The 21,782-nt window shown below is 73.4% G+C and carries 14 protein-coding genes and 4 pseudogenes; 13 read left to right on the top strand and 5 right to left on the bottom strand.

Features of this window, described 5'->3' with window-relative positions:
* Positions 1-303 (top strand): annotated as a pseudogene (locus RB614_RS40220) (hypothetical protein); the annotation flags it as partial.
* Positions 304-365: 62 nt separating this feature from the next.
* Here the strand turns inward: RB614_RS40220 and RB614_RS40215 are convergent.
* Positions 366-1,202, bottom strand: a complete 837-nt coding sequence (locus RB614_RS40215; protein WP_308717979.1) for a helix-turn-helix domain-containing protein — start codon at positions 1,200-1,202, stop codon at positions 366-368.
* Positions 1,203-1,322: 120 nt separating this feature from the next.
* Here RB614_RS40215 and RB614_RS40210 point away from each other — a divergent pair, with 120 nt between their 5' ends.
* The 6 genes and pseudogenes from RB614_RS40210 (at position 1,323) to RB614_RS40185 (ending at position 8,803) form a co-directional block, all read left to right on the top strand.
* Positions 1,323-2,069: an SDR family NAD(P)-dependent oxidoreductase gene (locus tag RB614_RS40210; protein WP_308717978.1), complete on the top strand. Its 747-nt coding sequence runs from the start codon at positions 1,323-1,325 to the stop codon at positions 2,067-2,069.
* A gap of 65 nt (positions 2,070-2,134) precedes the next feature.
* Positions 2,135-4,171: a DNA gyrase/topoisomerase IV subunit B gene (locus tag RB614_RS40205; protein ID WP_428983205.1), complete on the top strand. Its 2,037-nt coding sequence runs from the start codon at positions 2,135-2,137 to the stop codon at positions 4,169-4,171.
* 64 nt (positions 4,172-4,235) lie between these two features.
* A pseudogene (locus tag RB614_RS40200) lies at positions 4,236-4,496 on the top strand (DNA gyrase subunit A); the annotation flags it as partial.
* A 171-nt stretch (positions 4,497-4,667) separates the two neighbouring features.
* Positions 4,668-5,303, top strand: a pseudogene (locus tag RB614_RS40195) (LAGLIDADG family homing endonuclease); the annotation flags it as partial.
* Positions 5,289-7,865, top strand: a complete 2,577-nt coding sequence (locus tag RB614_RS40190) for a DNA topoisomerase (ATP-hydrolyzing) (RefSeq protein WP_428983207.1) — start codon at positions 5,289-5,291, stop codon at positions 7,863-7,865. The pseudogene RB614_RS40195 and the gene RB614_RS40190, both read left to right, overlap by 15 nt.
* Positions 7,866-7,903: 38 nt before the next feature.
* Positions 7,904-8,803, top strand: coding sequence for an NADP-dependent oxidoreductase (locus tag RB614_RS40185; RefSeq protein WP_308717977.1), 900 nt, complete (start codon positions 7,904-7,906; stop codon positions 8,801-8,803).
* Positions 8,804-8,878: 75 nt separating this feature from the next.
* Here RB614_RS40185 and RB614_RS40180 read toward each other — a convergent pair whose 3' ends face one another.
* Positions 8,879-9,751: a universal stress protein gene (locus RB614_RS40180; RefSeq protein WP_308717976.1), complete on the bottom strand. Its 873-nt coding sequence runs from the start codon at positions 9,749-9,751 to the stop codon at positions 8,879-8,881.
* A 148-nt stretch (positions 9,752-9,899) separates the two neighbouring features.
* On the opposite strand from RB614_RS40180, the gene RB614_RS40175 reads away from it, so the two are divergent.
* Positions 9,900-10,400, top strand: coding sequence for a hypothetical protein (locus tag RB614_RS40175; RefSeq protein WP_308717975.1), 501 nt, complete (start codon positions 9,900-9,902; stop codon positions 10,398-10,400).
* A gap of 66 nt (positions 10,401-10,466) precedes the next feature.
* Positions 10,467-11,714, top strand: a complete 1,248-nt coding sequence (locus RB614_RS40170) for an amidohydrolase/deacetylase family metallohydrolase (RefSeq protein ID WP_308717974.1) — start codon at positions 10,467-10,469, stop codon at positions 11,712-11,714.
* Positions 11,715-11,794: 80 nt separating this feature from the next.
* Here the strand turns inward: RB614_RS40170 and RB614_RS40165 are convergent, their stop codons facing one another.
* Complete coding sequence (locus RB614_RS40165) at positions 11,795-13,144, bottom strand: MFS transporter (RefSeq protein WP_308717973.1); 1,350 nt, start codon at positions 13,142-13,144, stop codon at positions 11,795-11,797.
* Positions 13,145-13,323: 179 nt separating this feature from the next.
* Here RB614_RS40165 and RB614_RS40160 point away from each other — a divergent pair, with 179 nt between their 5' ends.
* The 3 genes and pseudogenes from RB614_RS40160 to RB614_RS40150 all read left to right on the top strand — a co-directional run bounded on the left by RB614_RS40160 (position 13,324) and on the right by RB614_RS40150 (position 19,577).
* A complete protein-coding gene (locus RB614_RS40160; RefSeq protein ID WP_308717972.1) occupies positions 13,324-13,854 on the top strand; it encodes a GNAT family N-acetyltransferase in 531 nt (176 codons plus the stop codon).
* 524 nt (positions 13,855-14,378) lie between these two features.
* Positions 14,379-18,206: pseudogene (locus RB614_RS40155) on the top strand (GH92 family glycosyl hydrolase); the annotation flags it as partial.
* An 18-nt stretch (positions 18,207-18,224) separates the two neighbouring features.
* On the top strand, positions 18,225-19,577 hold the full coding sequence (locus RB614_RS40150; protein WP_308717971.1) for an NAD(P)/FAD-dependent oxidoreductase: 1,353 nt from the start codon (positions 18,225-18,227) through the stop codon (positions 19,575-19,577).
* 229 nt (positions 19,578-19,806) lie between these two features.
* Here RB614_RS40150 and RB614_RS40145 read toward each other — a convergent pair whose 3' ends face one another.
* Together RB614_RS40145 and RB614_RS40140 are read right to left on the bottom strand one after the other, a co-directional pair.
* A complete protein-coding gene (locus RB614_RS40145) occupies positions 19,807-20,370 on the bottom strand; it encodes a TetR/AcrR family transcriptional regulator (RefSeq protein WP_308717970.1) in 564 nt (187 codons plus the stop codon).
* Positions 20,371-20,419: 49 nt separating this feature from the next.
* On the bottom strand, positions 20,420-21,034 hold the full coding sequence (locus RB614_RS40140; RefSeq protein WP_308717969.1) for an XRE family transcriptional regulator: 615 nt from the start codon (positions 21,032-21,034) through the stop codon (positions 20,420-20,422).
* Between RB614_RS40140 and RB614_RS40135 the strand changes: the two genes are divergently transcribed.
* Positions 20,931-21,704, top strand: a complete 774-nt coding sequence (locus RB614_RS40135) for a pyridoxal phosphate-dependent aminotransferase (protein ID WP_308717968.1) — start codon at positions 20,931-20,933, stop codon at positions 21,702-21,704. The two genes, RB614_RS40140 and RB614_RS40135, sit on opposite strands and share 104 nt — an antisense overlap.
* The last annotated feature ends 78 nt before the right edge of the window (positions 21,705-21,782 follow it).

The following is a 21,782-nucleotide window of genomic DNA, read 5'->3' as shown; positions in this document are numbered from 1 at the left end:
GTCGCGACGTCGTTGCAGGAGTCGAAGCTGGTGAACCTGGGTCATCTGGGTGATGTGAACGATCATGACTCGTTGGGGTTGTTCCAGCAGCGTCCGTCTTCGGGTTGGGGTTCGCCGGAGCAGATTACCGATCCGGTGTATTCGACGACGGCGTTTTTGTCGGGGTTGAAGAATGTTGACGGGTGGCGGGACATGCCGCTGACCGATGCCGCGCAGGCGGTGCAGGTGTCGGCGTTCCCGTTCCACTACGCGCAGTGGGAGTCGATGGCCGCCAAGACCGTGGCCGACCACTGGAACAGCTGACCCCACGAAACAACGAAATAGACCCGCTGGCCGGGGTCCTCGGTTCGAGGGCCCCGGCCAGCTCAGTATGCGGCGGCCGCCAGCCGGTCGGTGACCGCGTCGAGCGCGGCCCCGGTCGCCTCGTCCGCCGGCAGGTAGACGACCAGCTGCTGGTAGTCGCCGGCCGGCAGGTCGAGCGTCTCGTACGCCAGGCTCAGCTCGCCCACCTCGGGATGCACCAGCCGGTGGACGCCGGTGGCGCGGGCCAGCGCCGGCGGCTGGGAAAGGCGCTCGATGAACGGCCCGCCCGCCGCCACGCTCAGCCAGTCGACCAGCTCCCGGGTATGCTCGTCACCCTCGTCCCGCGCCTCGAACCGCAGCGCCGCCGCGGCCTCGTCAGCCCGCCGCTCCCAGTCCGGGTACGCGGTGCGGGCCCGCGGGTCGGTGAAGAGGAAGCGGTGCAGGCTCGGCGGGTCGCCGTCGAGCAGCCCGACCGGCCTGGCCAGCCGCCGGAACCCCTCCGTGTACGCGATCAGCGAGCCGAGCCGGTTGACCACGTACGCCGGGGCCGGCTCCAGGCGGTCGAGCAGCGCCCGCACCGTCGGCCGTACCGTGCTCGCCGGCGTGACCCGCCCCGAGCAGACCAGGCCGCCGCCGGGCTTGGCGAGCAGGTGCAGGTGGAAACGCTGGTCGACGTCGAGGCGGAGCGCGTCGGCGAGCGCGCCCAGCACCTGCGGCGACGGGTGGCGGTCGCGGCCCTGCTCGAGGCGGGTCAGGTATTCGACGCTCACCCCGGCCAGGGTGGCGAGCTCGGCCCGGCGCAGCCCCGGCGTACGCCGGCGGGGTCCGTCCGGCAGCCCGACCCGCGCGGGCGTGATCGCTTCGCGGCGGCCGCGGAGATATTCGCCGAGCTCGCTCATGCGTCGAGCCTATCCGCGGCGCCCGCGCCCAGCGTGGCCCCCGGGGGGCCAGTCTCGAGCCGGTCTCCCTCCGGCGGCCGGCAGCGGCGAGGTTGTTCCTCGGAACGAGAGGAGCACGACATGGATCTGGGACTCAACGGCCGCACGGTGATCGTGACCGGGGCCACCGGCGGCATCGGGCGCCACATCGCGCGCGGCTTCGCCGCGGAGGGCGCGCGCGTCGTCCTGACCTACCACGGAGCGAAGGAGGCCGCCGAACGGCTGGCCGGCGACCTCGGCGCGGTCGCCGTCCGGTACGCGCTGGACGAACCCGACTCCGCCGCCGACCTGGTGCGCGAGGTGCTGGAGCGCACCGGGCGGATCGACGTGCTGGTCAACAACGCCGTCCAGTGGGGTGGCGAGGCGCTCGCCGAAGGCCGGTTCGAGGCGGTGGCGGACGAGAATTGGCTGGCCGTGGTGCGCCCCAACCTGGAGGGCCCGGTCCAGCTGAGCCGGGCCGTCGCACCGGCGATGCGGGAGCGCCGGTTCGGGCGGCTGGTGCACATCTCCTCCAGCATCGCCACCGCGGGGGTGGCCGGCGGCGAGTACTACGGGGCGGCCAAGGCGGCCCTGCACGGGTTCAGCCGCTCGGTCGCGTTCGACCTGGGGCGGGACGGCGACATCCTGTCCAATGTGGTCATGCCGGGCCTCACCCGTACCGATACGAACCGGCACATCGTGGACGCGGCCGGCGAGGCGTACGCGGCGCTCAGCCCGCTCGGACGCCTGCTCGACGCGGCCGAGGTCGCTGGCGCGGTCGTCTACCTCGGGTCGGCCGCCAACACCGGCGTGAACGGGCAGGTGGTGGCCGTCACGGGCGGTTCATGAGGGGTGTTGTCGGGGCTGGCCGTTAGGCTGGCCCGCGACGCAGCCACACGATCCAGGAGCAGCAAGTGACCGAGACCCTCTATGGCGCGGACGACCTCACGCACCTCGAGGGGCTCGACGCCGTCCGCAAGCGCCCCGGCATGTACATCGGGTCCACCGACAGCCGCGGCGTCAACCACCTGGTCAACGAGATCCTCGACAACTCCACCGACGAGGGCGTGGCCGGCCACGCCACCCGGGTCGAGGTCATCCTCCACGACGACGGGTCGGTGCAGGTCGACGACGACGGCCGGGGCATCCCCACCGACGTCCACGCCCGCTCCGGCCTCTCCGGCGTCGAGCTCGTGCTGACCCGGCTGCACGCCGGCGGCAAGTTCGGCGGCTCCGGCTACAAGACCTCCGGCGGCCTGCACGGCGTCGGCGCCTCCGCCGTCAACGCGCTCGCCCGCCGCTTCGACGTCACCGTCCGCCGCGGCGGCAAGGTCCACGAGATGTCGTTCCGGTACGGGGAGCCCGGCGTCTTCGCCGGTCCCGGGCCGGACGCCCCGTTCACCCCGCAGAGCGGCCTGCGCGTCACCGGCCGGCTCCGCGCCGGCAAGCCCACCGGCACCTCCATCCGGTACTGGCACGACCCGCGCTACTTCGAGACCGGCGCCGCACTCGACGTGGAGGCGGTGCGGGCCAAGGTGCGCAACACCGCGTTCCTCGTCCCCACCGTCACCTACGTGCTGACCCACGCCGAGGGCAAGGACACCTTCCACTTTCCCAACGGGCTCTCCGACATGGTGGAGTTCCTCGCCCCGCCCGGCGACCGACCGGTCTGCGGCACCGTCCTGATCAACGGCTCAGGGTCGTACCGGGAGAACGCCGCCGACGAAAACGGCGTCATGCAGTCCAACGTGGAGCGCAAGGCCGAGGTCGAGGTCGCGCTCCGGTGGGGCACCGGCTACGACCGCACCGTCGAGTGCTTTACCAACACCATCCGCAACATGCACGGCGGCACCCACCGCAAGGGCTTCGAGCGGGCCGCGACCCGCGCGCTCGTCGAGGCCGTGCGCAACACCCGCGGCCTGCTCAAGCCCAAGGAGGACGCGCCGGTCCTCGACGACGTGCTCGAAGGCATGACCGCGGTCGTGCACGTGCGGATCCCCGAGCCGCAGTTCACCTCGCAGACCAAGGACGAGCTCTCCACCGCCGGCATCACCCGGGTCATCCAGGGCGTGGTCGAGCAGCAGCTGCGCGCCTGGGTCGAGGCCCGCAAGACCAAGGCCGAGGCGCGCACCGTCCTGCAGAAGATCGTCGACGCCGCCCGGGTCCGCCTCACCCAGAAGCAGCAGAAGGACGCCGCCCGCCGCAAGACCGCCCTCGAAGGCGCGTCGATGCCGGCCAAGCTGGTCGACTGCCGCTCCACCGGGGTCGAGCGCAGCGAGCTGTTCATCGTCGAGGGCGACAGCGCGCTCGGCACCGCCCGGCTGGCCCGCTCCGCCGAGTACCAGGCGCTGCTCCCCATCCGCGGCAAGATCCTCAACGTGCAAAAGGCCAACCTGCAGCAGGTCCTCGACAACGCCGAGTGCTCGGCGATCGTCCAGGTGCTCGGCGCCGGCTCCGGCCGCACCTTCGACCTGGCGTCGCTGCGCTACGGCCGCATCCTCATCATGGCCGACGCCGACGTCGACGGCTCACACATCCGCACCCTGCTGATCACGCTCTTCGCCCGCTACATGCGCCCGGTCATCGAGGCCGGCCGCCTCTTCGCCGCCATGCCGCCGCTGCACAAGGTGACGACCAAGGGGCGCGACCCGAAGACCGTGTACACGTACACCCAGGCGGAGATGGAGAGCACGGTCGCCCGGCTGGAAAAGTCCGGCAAGCAGGTGGTCACGCCGGTGCCCCGGTTCAAGGGACTCGGCGAGATGGACGCCGACGAGCTGTGGGACACCACGATGAACCCGGCCGCCCGTTCCGTGCGCCGCATCACCATGAAGGACGCCGACGAGGCGGAGCGGGTGCTCGACCTGCTGATGGGCGACGCGGTGCCACCACGCCGCGCCTGGCTGATCGACCAGGCGGCGCGGGTCGACCGCGACGCCATCGACGCGTGAGAGAGGTTTTGCCTCGGCGGCCGCCGGCGGGCGGCGCCGAACGAGCGACAACGGGAGCACACTGATGGCACGCCGCAAGGACAAGGGGTCCACTGTAGACCTTTCCGCCTTCGACCAGGCGGGGGCGACGGTGGTCGACAACCCGCTGGTCCAGGAGGTGGAAGACTCCTACCTGGAGTACGCGGTCTCGGTCATCCACTCCCGCGCGCTCCCCGACGCCCGCGACGGCCTCAAGCCGGTGCACCGCCGCATCCTCTACTCGATGTACGAGCAGGGCCACCGCCCCGACCGACCGCACGTCAAGTCCGCCCGCGTCGTCGGCGACTGCTTCGTGCGCGGCACGCTCGTCTCTACGCCGGACGGGCTACGGCCCATCGAGTCCATCGAGGCGGGCGAGCTCGTGCTCGACGGCCAAGGGCGTCCGGTGCCGGTCACGGCCGTTTACGAAAACCCGGTCTCCGAGCTGGTCCGCGTCCGTTGGTCGAATGGGCACACCATGTCGGTCACGCCAGGGCAGCGCTTCCGGGCCGTGGGCGAGGATCTCGACACCGAGTGGGTCGAGGCCCGCGACCTCGCCGGCAGGCTGACCATCGGCTACGGCGCCGCCCGCCACGACGGCCTGCGTCGCACCGGCGACGATACCTACGCGTACGTGCGCGGCCTCGTCGCCGCGGAGGGCTTCGCGGTCGACCGGGCGCGTCCGGCCGACGGGCGGGTCCGTCTCCGCATGGTCGACCCCGAGCCGATCGACGCGGCCCACGCGTGGGCGATCGAGGCCGGCCTGAACGTCTCGCGCGGCAAGCGTGAGGCCCGGCAGCCGCACCACAAGGACCAGCACATCCTGACGTTCGCCCGGCACGATGGCCTGCTGGAGGTGGCCACGCCGGGCGGCGACGCCAAGGCGGTGCCCGCCGACGTGCTGGCCGACCGCGCCGCCTGGGTGCCGTTCCTCGCTGGCTTCTTCGACGGCGACGGGTACGTGCGCAAGCGCTTCCGCGAGATCGTCCTCGTGAGCACCAGCGAGCGCCTGATCCGGCAGCTGCACTCGATGCTGGCCGACGCGGGCGTCCACGGCCACCACTGGTCCCGCCCCAGCGAGGCGGGCCACAAGACACTGATGGGCCTGTCCATCTCCGGCCGCGACGCCGCGACGCTCGCCAGCGCTCTTCTGGGGGCCGTGAAGGTTGGCTACAAGCGCGACGACCTCCACCGCGTCGCCGACCTCTCCTACGCCTACGGCGGCAAGCAGGGCAACGACCGCCTTCCCGGTGGCCCCGTGATGGCCGAGCGCGACGGCTGGATTCGCCGGCCGCACCGGATCGGTTCGCCGCTCGGGCAGCGGCTCGACGCGCTCGCCGGCTCGTCGTTCCTGCGGGTGGAGTCGGTCGAGCCGGTCGAGCCGGACGCCACGTACGACATCCAGGTCGGCAGCGACGAGCACGCCTTCGTGGCCGAGGGCTTCGTGGTCCACAACTGCATGGGTAAGTACCACCCGCATGGCGACGGGGCGATCTACGACGCCATGGTGCGGATGGCGCAGCCCTTCTCGCTCAACGCGACGCTCGTCGACGGGCACGGCAACTTCGGGTCCCCAGACGACGGACCGGCTGCTTCGCGTTACACGGAAGCGCGGATGTCGCGGGAGGCGATGCTGCTCGTCGGGGAGCTCGGCGAGGGGACCGTCGACTTCTACCCCAACTACGACGGGTCGCTGGAGCAGCCGACCGTGCTGCCCGCCGCCTTCCCGAGCCTGCTGGTCAACGGCACCTCGGGCATCGCGGTCGGGATGGCCACCAACATGATCCCGCACAACCTGGGTGAGGTGGTCGCGGCCGCCCGGTGGCTGATCAAGCACCCGGACGCGACGCTCGACAAGCTGATGACGTTCGTGCCCGGGCCCGACCTGCCCACCGGCGGGCTGCTGCTCGGCCTCGACGAGGTGCGCAAGGCGTACGAAACGGGGCGCGGGATCGTGCGCATGCGGGGCAAGGTGGAGATCGGGCCGCTGGAGGGGAGCCGCGGGCGGCAGGCGATCACGGTCACCGAGCTGCCGTACGGGGTCGGCGCCGAGAAGGTGATCGAGCGGATCACCGAGGAGGTCAACCGCACCAAGCGGCTGCAGGGCATCGCCGACGTCAAGGACCTGACCGACCGCGAGGCCGGCACCCGGCTCGTCGTCGAGTGCAAGGTCGGGGTCAACCCGCAGGCGCTGCTCGCCGACCTGTACCGGCTCACCCCGCTGGAGTCGTCGTTCGGCGTCAACAACCTGGTGCTGGTCGACGGGCAGCCGCAGACGCTCGGGCTCAAGGCGCTGCTGGAGGTCTTCCTCCACCACCGGTACGAGGTGGTGACCCGGCGCACCACGTTCCGGCGGCGCAAGCGGCAGGAGCGCCTGCACCTGGTCGACGGCCTGCTCATCGCGCTGCTCGACATCGACAAGGTGGTCCGCCTGATCCGGGCGAGCGAAAACGCGCAGGCCGCCAAGGACGGGTTGATGAGCCAGTTCAAGCTCTCCGAGATCCAGGCGACGTACATCCTGGACACCCCGCTGCGCCGGCTGACCAAGTTCGACCGGCTGGAGCTGGAGGCCGAGGGGGAAAAGCTGCGCGCCGAGATCGCCGAGCTCACCACGATCCTCGACGACGACCAGGTGCTCAAGAAGGTGGTCTCGGACGAGCTGGCCGCGGTGGCCAAGGAGTTCTCCCGCGAGCGGCGCACCACGCTGATCGGCGGCGACCTCAAGGAGACGCTCGCCGCGTCGGTGCCGTCCGGGCCCCTGGAAGTCGGCGACGACCCGTGCCAGGTGATCCTGTCGGCGAGCGGCCTCGTGGCCCGTACCGCCGTCGAGTCGGAGGAGGCGCCGGAGGGGCGCAGCCGCCGGGGCCGGGTCAAGCACGACAGCGTGCGCGCGGTGGTGCACTCCACCGCCCGGGGCCGGGTGCTGCTGGTGACCAGCCACGGGCGGGCGTTCAAGACGGACGTGCTGCCGCTGCCGGTGCTGCCCGAGCAGTCCGGCACGGTGTCGCTGAGCGGCGGCATGTCCGCCTCCGAGCTGGTCCCGCTCGCGGCGGGGGAGACGGTGATCGGGCTCGCCCCGCTGACCGGGGAGGGTTCGCCGGGGCTGGCGCTCGGCACCAAGCAGGGCGTGGTGAAGGTGTGCGCGCCCGAGTGGCCGGTGCGCTCGGACGAGTTCGAGGTGATCGGGCTGCGCGAGGGCGACGAGGTGATCGGCGCGACCTGGCTCACCGACGGCGCGGAGATGCTCACGTTCGTCAGCTCCGACTCCTCGCTGCTGTACTACGCGGCGGGCCTCGTCCGGGCGCAGGGCCTCAAGGGCGGCGGCATGGCCGGCATCAACCTGGCGGCCGGTGCGCACGCGGTGTTCTTCGGCGCGGTGCGCACCGACGACCCGGAGCACGGCGAACCGTTGGTGGTCACCTCCAGCGGCGGCAGCGTGAAGGTCACGCCGCTGTCGGCGTACCCGAGCAAGGGGAGGGCGACCGGCGGGGTGCGCACCCAGCGCTTCCTCAAGGGTGAGCGGCGGCTGGCCCTGGCCTGGGTGGGGCCGCGCCCGGCGGCGGCCAGCGGCAGCGGCGAGCCGGTCACGCTGCCCGAGGTCGACCCGCGGCGCGACGGGTCGGGCGCCGCCATGTACGGCCCGGCCGTTGTGGGGCACCTCATAGAGCGCGGCTGATTGACCTCAACCGGGGTTGAGGTTTGAGACTCGGACCTATGAGAGCGGCCATTTTCAGCGAGTACGGCGGTCCCGAGGTGCTGCGGGTGTCCGACGTGGACACTCCACACGCGAGCGACGGGCACGTGCGGGTCCGGGTGCGCGCGGCCGGCGTGCAGCCGTACGACCTGGCGGTGCGCGCCGGCTGGACGCCGCCCGGCGTGACGAAGCCGCTGCCGCGGATACCGGGCAACGAGTTCGCCGGGGTGGTCGACGAGGTCGGGGCGGGCGTCACCGGGGTCTCCGCCGGCGACGAGGTGCTCGGCTTCGGGCAGCTGCAGGCCTACGCGGAGTACCTGGTCGTCCCGGCTGACCAGGTCACGGGCAAGCCCGAGGCGATGCCGTGGGAGGTGGCCGGCGGCTTCACGGCGGGCGCGCAGACCGCGTCGCTCGCCCTCGAGGCGCTGAGTGTCGGCTCGGGAGACGTGCTGGTCGTGCACGGGGCGGCCGGGGCGGTCGGCACGATGGCGGTGCAGCTCGCCGTGCTGGCCGGGGCGGCGGTGGTCGGCACGGCGGCGCCGGACAACCACGACTACCTGCGGGAGCTGGGCGCGACGCCGGTCGCGTACGGCGACGGGCTGGTCGAGCGGCTGCGGCCGTTCGCGGTGACGGCGGCGCTCGACGGCGCGGGCGGGGCGGCGCTGGACGCGTCCCTGGCGCTGGTGCCCGACCGGCGGCGGATCCTCACGCTGGTGGACCACGGCCGGGCCGCCGAGCTGGGCGTGCGGGTGGTCGAGGGCGTGCGCTCGGCGCGCCGGCTGGCCTCTCTCGCCGACCGGTACGCGAAGGGTGAGCTGCGCTTCCACGTCCGGCGCACGTATCCGCTCGACCGGGCCGCGGACGCGCACCGGGAGCTGGAGCGGGGCCACGGCCGCGGCAAGGTGGTCCTGCTGGTCTGATCCCGTCCGGCGGCCCGGTCTCAGCCCTGGCGAAGGCGCGGACGCTGCCCGGACTCGGCCCGGACGCTGCCGGTCTCAGTCCGGGAGGGAGCGGACGATCGCCACCGGGCACTCCGCGTGGTAGAGCAGCTGCTGGCTGACCGAGCCGAGCAGCAGCCCGCGAAAGCCGCCCCGGCCGCGGGAGCCGACGACGGCGAGCTGGGCGCCGCGGCTCGCCTCGATCAGCGCCTCGGCGGGGCGGCCGGCGACCACGTGGATGCTCGCCGTCACCCGCGGGTACTTGTCCCGCCAGGCGGCGACGAACTCCGCGGTCTCCTCGTGCTGGGCGGCGATCTGCGCGTCCGGGTTGTAGCCCGACGGGCGCCAGCGCGCTGACGGCGGCTCCCAGGAGCGGATCACCCGCAGGCTGGTACCCCGGCTGGCCGCGGCGGCGAACGCGAACTCCGCGGCGAGCTGCGCGTAGTCGGAGTCGTCGACGCCGACCACGACCGGGGCGCCGGGGGCCGGCTCCGAGCCGCGTACGACGACGACCGGGCAGTGGGCGTGCGCCGAGACGCCGATGCTCGTCGACCCGATCAGCTGGTCGGCGAACCCGCCGGCGCCGCGGCCGCCGAGCACGACCAGGCGCGCCCCCCGGGAGCGTTGCACCAGGACCGCGCTGGCGGCGCCGGGCACCACCGCGCCGGCCACCGGTACGCCGGAGTGGCTCTCGCGCGCCTTCGACAGGGCAGCGGCGAGGACCCGGTCCGCCTCGTCGTGGGCGCCGTGGTCGGGCCAGGCGGTCGGGGCCAGGCCGGCGATCGCGGAGCTTGTCGGCCAGTCGAACGCGTACACGACGACCACCGGCGTTCCGGTGCGGGCGCCCTCGGCCATCGCCCAGTTCAGCGCGGCGTCGGCGCCGTCGGAGGCGTCGAAGCCGACGACGATCGGTGGTACGGCGTCAGACACCCCGCCACCGTAGGCACGGCCGGCGGCGGCCACGCCGGAAACCCGCGAACGCCGGGCGACGCCTCACCCGCGGCGGTGGAGCAGGGGTGAGCAAAGCGTAGGGAAGCACCCGATTCCCGCGCCCCGCCGCGCCCCTAGCGTCGTACGCATGAGAACTCGCGTACTCGTGCCGGTGGCGGTCGCCCTCCTCTTCGCCGTGGCCGGCTGCGGCGGCGGATCGGGTGCCGCGGCGGGTGAAGGGTCCGATGTGGACCTTCCGGTGGCCGGCGGCGACCTGGGTACGGCGGTGCCCGCGTGCCCGTTCACCGCGGAGAAGGTCGCCGAGATCGTCGGCAAGCCGATGGTGGACGAGGGGAACTGCCTCTTCGGCGACGGCAAGGGCGTCGGCAGCGTCACGATCACCATGTCGTCGCAGCTGGCCGGCTCCACCACGTACGACTACCAGCGCAAGACCGCCGACGAGTCGTACGCGACGGTGACCGACGTGCCGAAGGGGGACCGGGCGTACATCGCGGTGGACGACATCAAGGCCGAGGCGGTCCTGGTCGGCGCCGGCGGCAGCTACACGCTGATCATGTCGAGCCTCAGCCTCGACCCGCCCGCCTACGAGCGGGCCCTGCGGACGATGCTCGACGCGCTCCCCGCGTAGCCGGGACAGCTCAGCGGCCACCCGATAAGATCCCGGGTTGATCTCAGGCGCGTCGGACGGGGAGCGGTGAGCATCCACGATCTGCTGCTGGCCGGTGGGCACGTGGTCGACGTGGGCGGCGGCCACGTCGGCCGCTTCGACGTGGCGGTCCGGGGCGGGCGGATCGCCGCCGTCGCGCCCGCGCTGCCGGCCGGCTCCGCCCGCGAGGTGGTCGACGCCGGCGGGCACCTCGTCACGCCCGGGCTGGTCGACCTGCACACGCACGTGCACCCGGGCGCCACCTACTGGGGCATCCACCCCGATCCGGTGGCTTGGCACTCCGGCGTCACCACCTGGGTGGACGCCGGGTCCGCGGGGGCCTGGGGGATCGACGCGCTGCGGGCCGCGGTCGAGACTTATCGGGTACGGGTGCCGGTGCTCCTCAACGTCTCCGCGCTGGGCCTGACCGGCCGCACCGGCGAGTCCACCGACCTGGCGCACGTCGACGTCGACGCCGCGCTGGACGCGATCGCCCGCCACCCCGACCTGGTCGCCGGCGTCAAGGCGCGGATCGACCGGGAGACCGCGGGCGGCAACGGGCTGCGCCCCCTCGAACGCGCCCTCGACGTCGCCCGCGCCGCCGGGCTGCCGCTGATGGTGCACGTGGCCGCCGGCCCGCCCGGCCCCGCCGACGTGCTCCCGCTGCTGCGCCCCGGCGACATCCTCACCCACTGCGCCAGCGGCGTGGCGGCGACCGGGGCCGGCCCGGCGGTCCGCGAGGCGTACGCGCGGGGCGTGCTGCTCGACGTGGGGCACGGCGCCGGCGGGTTCGCGTTCGACGTGCTGGCGGAGCAGCTCGCCGCCGGGCTCCCGCCGCACACCGTCTCCACCGACCTGCACGCGCGGTGCCGGTACGGGCCGGTGTTCGACCTGCCCACGACGATGGCGAAGCTGCGCGCGGCGGGCATGGCCCTCGACGAGGTCGTGGCCGCCGCCACCGCCAACCCCGCGGCGGCGCTGCGCCTGCCCGGCGGGGTGGGGACGCTGGCGGTGGGGGCACCGGCGGACATGGCGGTGTTCGCGGTGGAGCAGGGGGCGTTTCCGGTCGTCGACGCGCACGGGCAGGTGCGCCAGGCCCCGGAGCGGCTGCGCAACGTCGCCACCTACGTCGCCGGCCGCCGCCTCCCGCCGTCACTGCCCGAGCCGCCACCGCCGTGGGTACCCCTGACCCGGGCGCAGCGGGCCGCCCTGGACCGGCGCGAGCAGGCCCTGCGCGACCTCCTCGGCGAGCCCCTGGTCGGCCCGGAAGGCCTGACCGAGCAGTTCCCGCGCTAGCCCGCGCCGGTGAGTCCCGCGCCGGTGATCGAAGCTCCCCTCACGTCGTTCTAACGACTTCAGGGGAGCTTCGATCACCCTTAGCCCACGGGGGTCGGTACCGGCTCGGGCTGGGCGATGTCGTCGCCGACCCGGCGGGCCCAGCGGCCGGCCACGACCGCGTACCAGCCGGCGATCACGGCGAACCCGGCCGCGACCACGAACACCGCCGCCGGCGAGTGCCCGTCGCCGGGGAGGGTGAGCGCGGCGGCGAAGAGCCCCAGCACGTACGAGAGGTTGTAGGTGGTGTCGTTGACCGCGAAGACCCGGCCCCGGTAGTCGTCGTCGCACTCGTGCTGGATCGACGTGTCGACCACGATCTTGGTGCCCTGCGCGGCGATGTTGACGCAGAAGACCGCGACCACCAGCAGCGGCTGGGTGAACGACGAGACCGTCAGCGGCAGCGCGATCGCGATCCCCGCGATCAGGCCGGCCACCCACCGCCAGCCGCCGATCCGCCGGGTGACCGCCGGCGTGACCAGCGCCGCCACCATCACGCCCAGGCTGCCGGCCACCACCACGAACGCCAGCCCGGTGATCGAGTCCTGCACGTCGTCGTCGGTGACGAAGTAGTTGCGGTAGAGCAGCAGCATGGCCAGGGTCAGTACGCCGAAGAGCGCGCGGAAGCCGGCCTTGGCCGCCATCGTGTACGCCGCGCCGCGCTTGCTCGCCAGGTGCGCCAGCCCGTCGCCCAGGCCGCGCACCACCTCGCCGAGCGCCGAGTGCATGGGCGCCCGCGCGGGTACGCCGGCGTGGTCCGGCCCGAGGTCGGACACCCGGAAGGAACGCCAGGCGAGCAGCGCGGAGGCCACGTACCCGATCGGTGCGACCAGCGCCATCGCCGCGTAGCCGGAGTCGCCGGCGGCGATCAGCCAATTGATCAGGACGACCGCGATGCCGAGGCCGGCGGAGAAGCAGACCGATCCGAGGGTGCCGGAGAGCGAGTTGGCTGTGACGAGGCGCCGATCCTCCACGACGTGCGGTACCGCCGCGGAGAGGCCGGCGAGCAGGAAGCGGTTGAGGCCGATGATCGCGAACGCCACCACCACGAACGCCACACCGTTGTCGCCGGCGCTGATCAGGTAGGCCGCGGGCAGCACGAGCGCCGCCCGCACCAGGTTGGTGAAGACCACGAGCTGGCGCCGGCTCCACCGGTCCAGGAACACCCCGACGAAGGGCCCGATCAGCGAGTACGGGGTGACGAGCAACGCCGACCCGGCGGCGATCGCCATCGCGCTGGTCTGCTTGTCGGGATTGAAGAGCACGCTGCCGGCGAGGGCGGCCTGGAAGAGCCCGTCCGCGAGCTGGCTGGACAGCCGTACGCCCAGGAGCCTCCGGAAGCCGCGGACGGCGAGCACGGAGCGCAGGTTGTGGGTGTCGCGGGTGGCCATGACGACCTAGCGTAGGCCGTGTTTCCGCGTTATCGGTTCGTGATGTGCGACGTTGGCTCACGAACCGCGTCACAAACCGGACAGAGGGCGGGTGAACGGCCGGTGTCCGCCGCCCGTCGGGTCGGTGCACCCCGCGTCCGGCGTGTCGTGGCGCGCCGCGCCGCGGATAGAGTTGGCGGGTGGCTGGACGTCTGACAACCGAACGACTGACCCTGCGCCCCTGGGAGGTCGACGACGCCGAAGCGGCGCTGGGCGTCTACGGCGACGGCGGTGTGGCCCGCTGGCTCAGTCCGGCCATGGACACGGTCTCCGACCTCGGCGCGATGCGGCTGATCCTGCAGCAGTGGATCGCCGAGGACCAGCGCCTCTTCACCCCCGCCGGGCGATGGGCGATCGAGCGCGTCGACGACAAGCAGGTCATCGGCGGCGCCCTGCTGCTCCCGCTCCCGCCCGGCGGCGAAGACCTCGAGATGGGCTGGCAGCTCCGCCCGGACGCGTGGGGCCAGGGCTACGCCGCCGAGGCCGGCCGCCGGCTGGCGCGGTGGGCGTTCGACGAGGGCTCCGACGAGGTCTTCGCGGTCGCCCGCCCGGCCAACGAGCGGGCCGGCGCCACCGCGCGCCGCATCGGCATGCAGTGGGTCGGCGAGACCGAGAAGTACTACGGCCTGCGCCTCCAGGTCTTCCGCCTCCGCCCCGGCGACATCGATTAGTGCTGTGGCCACTAACCTTTGCCGTCTTCGCCGGGCCGTGTGACCAGCGGCCGAAGGCCGCCGGTCACACGGTGAACGTCAGTGATCACCGCACTGGCCCCTTCCCGGCGAAGATCCGAGCTACCGCGACGTCCGCCGGGACCCGGACCCTTGCGCGGGGCCGAGGTCTCCGCGGGGCCGCGGCGCGGCGCGAACAGATCGTGGTATTCAGGTGCCCCCAGGGGGGCACTCAAATACCACGATCTCTTCCGGCGCGCCCGTCGCGGCGGCCGGGGCCGCCGCCGGTGGTCTCGGAGTGCCGATCACGGGCCCGCGACGGCCGGCCCGGCCAGCTGGGCCGGCGCGGGTGGGAAGCGCGGAGGGTGAGGCCGCGGGAGCGACGGTCGTGACCACCGCGGACGTCGCGGTAGCTCAAAATCTTCCGCTAGGGGTTGACAACGTTGTCCGTGCATCGACAGGCTTGACTGATCTCCGGCGCCGGCCGCCCACCCCCGCGGCCGGCCGTCCCCTGTGGAGGTACCGGCATGTCTGTGCGACGGCGCACCGCGCTCCTGGCAACCGCCCTGCTCGTTCCCGCCGCTCCGGTCCTACCGGCGCCGGCCGAGGCCGCGCCGCCGGCCGGCTTCTACTCCTCTTTCGAGGCCGGTGACCCGGCGCCGACCTGGGTCGACACCGCCGAGACCGACCGCTCCGGCGCCAAGCGGATGGACGGGGTGACCGGCGACCCGATCGTCGGCATACCCGGCAACCAGACCGACCGGGTCGTCGAGGTCACCACCGGCGGCGACAACCCGCCGAACGAGACCGCCGACCGGCTCGTGGACGGCAACATCAGTACCAAGTGGCTGGCGCACGCGCCGAACGGGTGGGTGAGCGTCCGGTTCGACGCGCCGGTCGCGATCGTCCACTACGCACTGATCTCCGCCAACGACGCGCCCGAGCGGGACCCGCGGGACTGGACCCTCGAAGGGTCGGCGGACGGCACCACGTGGTCCACACTGGACACCCGCGCTGGCGAGGAGTTTCCCGAGCGCTTCCAGGCCAAGGACTACCGCCTCGCGAACACCGCGGCCTACCTCCACTACCGGCTCACCGTCACCGCCGTCGCGGGCGGGCCGGCCACGCAGCTCGCCGAGCTCCAACTCTCCAATGGAGACGGTACGCCGCCGCCGGCCACCGACATGCGGGCGTTCGTCAGCGGCGGGCCGGTCAACGGGCCCACCATGCGCCCGAACGCCGGATGGACGGGCCTTCGGGCGCTGCAGATGTCCGGCGGCCAGACCAGCGACGGGCGCGGATACGCGTACGACAAGGTCTTCGACGTCGACATCCGGGTGACCCGGGACACCGAGCTGTCGTACGTGATCTTCCCGGAGCTGACCGCGCAGGACCTCGACTACCCGAGCACGTACGCGGCCGTGGACCTGGCGTTCACCGACGGCACGTACCTCAGCGAGCTGGGCGCGCGGGACCAGCACGGGTTCGGGCTCAGCCCGCGGGCGCAAGGGGCCGCCAAGTCGCTCTACGCCGACCAGTGGAACAGCAAGCGTTCCCGGATCGGCGCCGTCGCGGCCGGCAAGCGGATCGACCGCATCCTCGTCGGCTACGACAGCACGACCGGCAAGGGGCTCTTCAACGGGTGGATCGACGACGTCCGGATCGGCGCGGCGGCCGCCCCGAGCGCGGCCCACCTCTCCGACCACGTCGTCACCACCCGCGGCACCAACTCCAGCGGCGCCTTCTCCCGGGGCAACAACATCCCGGCCACCGCGGTGCCGCACGGCTTCAACTTCTGGGTGCCGATGACGAACGCCGGCTCCACCACCTGGCTGTACGACTACCAGCGGGGCAACGACGCGCAGAACCGCCCCACCCTGCAGGCGTTCACGGCCAGCCACGAGCCGAGCCCGTGGATGGGCGACCGGCAGACGTTCCAGGTGATGCCCTCGGCGGCGACCGGCACGCCGACCGCCGACCGGGCCGCGCGGGCGCTGCCGTTCAGCCACGCGAACGAGGTCGCCAAGCCGCACTACTACGGCGTGACGTTCGACAACGGGCTGAAGACGGAGATCGCGCCGACCGACCACGCGGCCGTGTTCCGGTTCACGTTCCCCGGGGACCGGGGCAACCTCGTCTTCGACAACGTCAACGGCGACGGTGGCCTCACCCTCGACGGCACCACGGTCACCGGGTACTCCGACGTCCGCAGTGGACTGTCCAATGGCGCCACCCGCATGTTCGTCTACGGCGTCGTGGACCGGCCGGTGGCCGCGAGTGGGCGGTTCACCGGCGTGGCCGGCTACCTCGCCTTCGACACCAGCGCCGGGAGGACGGTGACGCTGCGGATCGCCACCTCGCTCATCTCCGTCGACCAGGCGCGGCACAACCTGGAGCTGGAGGTCGGCGGGGCCGGCTTCGAGACGATCCGGGCCCGGGCCCAGCGGCTCTGGGACGACAAGCTCCGCGTCGTCGAGGTCGAGGGGGCCACCCCGGACCAGCTCACCACGCTCTACTCCAGCCTGTACCGCCTCTTCCTCTACCCCAACTCCGCCCACGAGAACACCGGCACCGCCCACCGTCCAGTGTGGAAGCACGCGGTGCAGTCCTCAGCCTCGACCGCGATCCCGGACGGCACCACGCCGACCGGGACGGGGGCGCCGGTGGTGGACGGCAAGGTGTACGTCAACAACGGGTTCTGGGACACGTACCGCACCACCTGGTCGGCGTACACCCTCTTCACCCCGCGGATGGCCGGTGAGCTGGTCGACGGGTTCGTGCAGCAGTACCGCGACGGCGGCTGGGTCTCCCGCTGGTCCGCGCCGGGCTACGCCAACCTCATGACCGGCACCAGCTCCGACGTCTCCTTCGCCGACGCGTACGTCAAGGGGGTGCGCGGCTTCGACGCCAAGGACGCGTACGACGCGGCGCTGCGCAACGCCACCTCCGCCCCGCCCGGCGCCGACCCCGACAACACCAACGTCGGGCGGAAGGGCCTCCAGACGTCGGTGTTCCGCGGGTACACGGCGTCGTCCGTCTCCGAGGGCGTGTCGTGGGCGCTGGAGGGGTACGTCAACGACTTCGGCCTCGCCAACATGGCCGCCGCGCTCGCCACCGACCCGGCCACGCCCCGCGCCGAGCGGGCCCGCTACCGGGAGGAGGCCGAGTACTTCCGCAACCGGGCGCTGGGCTACGTCAACATGTTCGACCCGGCGGTCGGCTTCTTCCAGGGGCGCGACGCGGCGGGGCAGTGGAAGTCCACACCGGACGGGTACGACCCGCGGGTCTGGGGGCACGAGCACGACTACACCGAGACGAACGGGTGGAACTTCGCCTTCCACGTGCCGCACGACGGGCAGGGGCTGGCCAACCTGTACGGCGGGCGGGCCGGGCTGGAGGAGAAGCTCGACGAGTTCTTCGCCACCCCGGAGACGGCCCGCTTCCCTGGCTCGTACGGCGGCACGATCCACGAGATGGTGGAGGCGCGGGACGTGCGGATGGGCATGTGGGGCTTCAGCAACCAGGTGTCGCACCACATCCCGTGGATGTACACGTACGCGGGGCGGCCGGCCAAGACCCAGGCGAAGACGCGCGAGGTGCTCTCCCGCATGTACGTCGGGAGCGAGATCGGCCAGGGCTACGCGGGCGACGAGGACAACGGCGAGACCTCCGCCTGGTACCTCTTCGCCGCGCTCGGCTTCTACCCGCTCCAGGTGGGCAGCGCCGACTACGTCATCGGCTCGCCGCTGTTCCGCAAGGCGACGGTGCACCTCGACAACGGCCGGCGCATCGTCGTCAACGCGCCCGACAACAGCCCGACCGACGTGTACGTCCAGAGCCTGCGGGTGGACGGCCGCCCGTACCAGAAGTCCTGGCTGTCCCACCGCGACCTGGCCGATGGCGCGGTGCTCGACTTCCGGATGGGTCCGTCGCCGTCGTCGTGGGGGACGCGGGCCGCGGACCTGCCGCTGTCGCTGACCCCGCCCGGCCCGCCGGCGCGGCCGCGCGCCGACCTCCCGGTGACCGGCGGCCCCGCCGCGCTCTCCGACGACACCTCGGGTACGGAGGCCGCGGTCGGCGGCACTCTACGGTGGACGGTCGAGGGTGGACCGAAGCGGGTGACCCAGTACACGCTGACGTCCGCCGCCCAGCGGGGCGCCGATCCCAGCGGCTGGCGCCTGTCCGGCTCGACGGACGGTCGCACGTGGACGGTGCTCGACCAGCGGTCGGGTGAGGACTTCCGGTGGCGGCAGCAGACCCGACCGTTCACGGTGGACAGACCCGGCGCGTACACCCACTACCGGCTCGATGTCACGTCCCCGGGGCCCGTATCGCTGGCGGAGGTGGAGCTGCTCGGGCATTAGGATGGGTGGATGCATGCGGTCGTCGTCGGTGGCAGCCTCGCCGGGCTCTGCGCCGCCCGTGCCCTCGCCGACCACGCCGAGCGGGTGACGGTGATCGACCGCGATCGCTACCCGGACGCGCCGGCGGTGCGCAAGGGCGTGCCGCAGGCGCACCACCTGCACGTGCTCATCACGTCCGGGCAGCGGGCGCTCGACCGCCTGTTTCCCGGGCTGGTCGCCGAGCTGGCCGACCGCGGCGCGGTGCCGGTCGCCGCCCCCACCGACTTCCTCTACCTGAGCGCGACCAGCTGGCGGGAGCGGTTTCCGGCCACCCACCAGCTGGTCGGCGCCAGCCGCGAGCTGATCGACTGGACGGTCCGGCGGCGGCTGGCCGAGGACCCGCGGGTGGTGTTCCGCGACGGCTCCGACGTGATCGGGCTCGGCGTCTCGGTCGGCGCCGGCGCGGCCTCGGGCGGCAGCGGCGCGGTCAGCGGGGTGGAGGTCCGCTCGCGGGAGAGCGGCGAGATCGAGTTCCTGCCCGCGTCCGTGGTGGTCGACGCGAGCGGGCGCGGCTCGCGCACGCCGCAGTGGCTGGAGGGGCTCGGCTACGGCCGGCCGGCCGAGACGCGGATCGACTCCGGGCTCGGCTACTCCAGCCGCCGCTTCCGGCTGCCGCCGGGCACCGCCAAGGGGTGGAAGACGATCCTGCTCATGCCCGAGATCCCGCACACCTCACGCGGCGGCGTGCTGTACCCGATCGAGGGTGACCGCTGGATGGCGACGCTGGCCGGCATCGCCGGCGACGCGCCCCCGACCGACGACGCCGGGTTCCTGGAGTTCGCGCGCGACCTGCGCAGCCCGGTCATCTACGACGCGATCCGCGACGCCGAGCCCGACTCGGCGGTGCACGGCTTCCGGCAGATGGCCAACCACCGCCGCCACTACGAGGAGATGGCGCGCTGGCCGGACGGGCTCGCGGTGGTGGGCGACGCGGCGTGCGCGTTCAACCCGATCTACGGTCAGGGCATGAGCGTGGCGGCGCTGCACGCGCTGCTGCTCGGCGAGCACCTGCGCGGCCGGGGCCGGCTCGACCGCACCACCCAGGCCGCGGTCGCCCGCGCCAGCGCGCCCGCGTGGGCGATCGCGACCGGCGCCGACCTGCGTTACCCGACGACGGCCGGGCCCCGGCGGCGTGGGGACCGGCTGTCCCGCTGGTACCTGGACCGGACCACCGACGTCGCCAACCGCGACGCGTACGTGTGCCGCGTCCTCACCGACGTGCTCCACCTGGTCGCGCCCCCCACCGCCCTGATGCGCCCCGCCGTGCTGGCCCGCGTCATGCGTGGCCGCCCCGGCCCGCCACTGACGGCACCGCCGCTCTGAAGAGCCGTCGAGCCGCGACGTCCCGCGAGGCGGGCACCAGCGGTACCGGAAGTACCTTATGGCGGCCTCATAAGGTACTTCCGGTACCGCTGGACACCGACCCGGCCGCGACGCGCCGCTCGCGACCTGTGTCCACCCGGCCGCCGCGCAGGTGCGCCCCACCCGCGCCGCGACGGCCAACCGGCACGCGGCTGCCCAGCCCGCCTCCGGCAGGCGCCGGGAGGTGGGGTCAGCGGGGGAGGCCGGCGATCGTCATCCGGATCAGGCGGGCGTACGTCTCGTCGAGGTCCTCGGGCAGGCCGAAGCCGCCACTGGCCTCGATCGACGCGAACCCGTGCACGACCGCGCGCACGCAGCGCGTCGTGTGGATGGCGTCGGAGTCGGTCAGGCCGTACCCGCGCAGCACCGCCAGGAAGACCTCCAGCAGCCGCTGCCCCGCCTCGGCGATGCGCGGGTCGTGCAGGGGGTCGGCGGGGGTGGCGGCGTAGCGGGCGGGGTGGGCGGTGACGTACGCCCGGTAATCGCGCATCAGCACCTCGACCGCGTCGTCGCCGGAGCGGCCGATCACGGCGCGGGTGAAGCGCTCGGTCATCTCCTCCAGCACCCGCGCGCCGACCAGCGTGCGCAGCTCGGCGAGGCTCCCCACGTGCTTGTACAGCGACGGGGCGGCGACCCCGGTGCGCTGCGCGACCGCGGCCAGGGTGAGCGCGGCGGGGCCCTGCTCGTCGATGATGGCGAGCGCGGCCTCGACCACGGCCGCGGTGGAGAGACCGGCCCGGTAACTACGCACCATAGCCGCAAAGCTAACGCCAGTAGCACGCCCCGTCAAGGAGGCGCCCCCATCAAGGATGGGCCATCACCAGCACGCCGCGCGCCGGGCCACCGATCGCCTGGTACACGTGGGGGACGTCGCCGGGAAACCGGATGAGGTCGCCCGGTCCCAACTCCGCCGGCCCGGCCACCGGGCCGACGCGGAGCCGGCCGGTCACCACGAGCAGCGACTCGGTCACGCCGGCCGGGTGCGGGTCGGCGTGGCGGGCGGTGGTGGCGAAGTCCACCTCGTAGAGCTCGGCGAGCCGCTGCCCGCGTACCCGATCGAGAAGGCGGGCGGAGACCGCCCCCTCCACCCGCGTGCCGCGACCGGCGCGCACCACCTCGACCCGGGTGCGGGCCGGCTCGTCGATGAGGTCGCCCAGCGCGGCGCCGAGCGCGTCCGCGAGCGCGTAGAGGGTGTCGATCGTGGGGTTGCCGCGCCCGGCCTCGAGGTTGGTGAGCGTGGCGCGGCCGACGCCGCTCCGCTCGGCGAGAGCCACCACCGACAGGCCGCGCGCCTCGCGGAGAGCGCGGAACCGGGTGCGCCTGGTCGGCGGCGTGCCCCGCTTCGCGCCGTACCGGGTGGTCGGCGGCGAGTGGCGCCTCGACCTGGACGCGCTGCGCGCCGCGGTGGGGCCGGCCACCCGCGCGCTGCTGCTGATGAGCCCCTCCATGCCCTCCGGCGCGGTGCTCGACGAGGAGGAGTGGCGCGCGGTCTGCGACCTGTGCCGCGAGCGTGACCTGCTGCTCGTCTACGACGGCGCGATGGAGAGCCTGCTCTTCGACGGCCGCCCGTTCGTCCACCCGGTGCGCGAGCCGGGCATGGCCGAGCGGACGCTGGTGATCGGCTCGCTCTCCAAGGAGTTCCGCATGATCGGCTGGCGGGTCGGCTGGGTCGCCGGCCCACCCTCCCTTGTGGAGCACGTCGGCTGGGCCCACGTCTACAACACCACCACGCCGGTGGGCATCGCCCGCGCGGCCGCGACCGCCGTCCTGCGCGGCGACCACGCGCACGTGTCGGCGGCCACCGCCGAGCTGCAGCGCCGCCGCGACACCATCCTCACGAGCCTGGCCGGCCTCCCGCTGGTGCGCCCGGCGGGTGGCTGGTCGCTGCTGCTCGACACGGTCGCGATGGGCGTCGACCCGGCCGAGGCCTCGCGCCGCCTGCTGCGCGACGGCGCGGTCGCGGCGACCGCGATGACCGGCTGGGGCGACGCGGTGGCCGCGCGGCACATCCGGTTCGTCTTCAGCGCCGAGCCCGTCGACCGCCTCGCCACCCTCCCCGAGCGGCTCCGCGCCGCTGGCCTCCGCTGACCAAAACCCAGAATTTCAGCGGGCTACCGCGACGCCCGTCGTGGTCCGGACCGTCGCGCGGGGCCCCCGGGGAAACGT

This window comes from Phytohabitans maris (assembly GCF_031085175.1).
In the GTDB taxonomy this organism is placed as follows: domain Bacteria; phylum Actinomycetota; class Actinomycetes; order Mycobacteriales; family Micromonosporaceae; genus Phytohabitans; species Phytohabitans maris.
The sequence above is the reverse complement of the archived record's forward strand: the minus strand, read 5'-3'. Positions and strand labels throughout refer to the sequence as shown.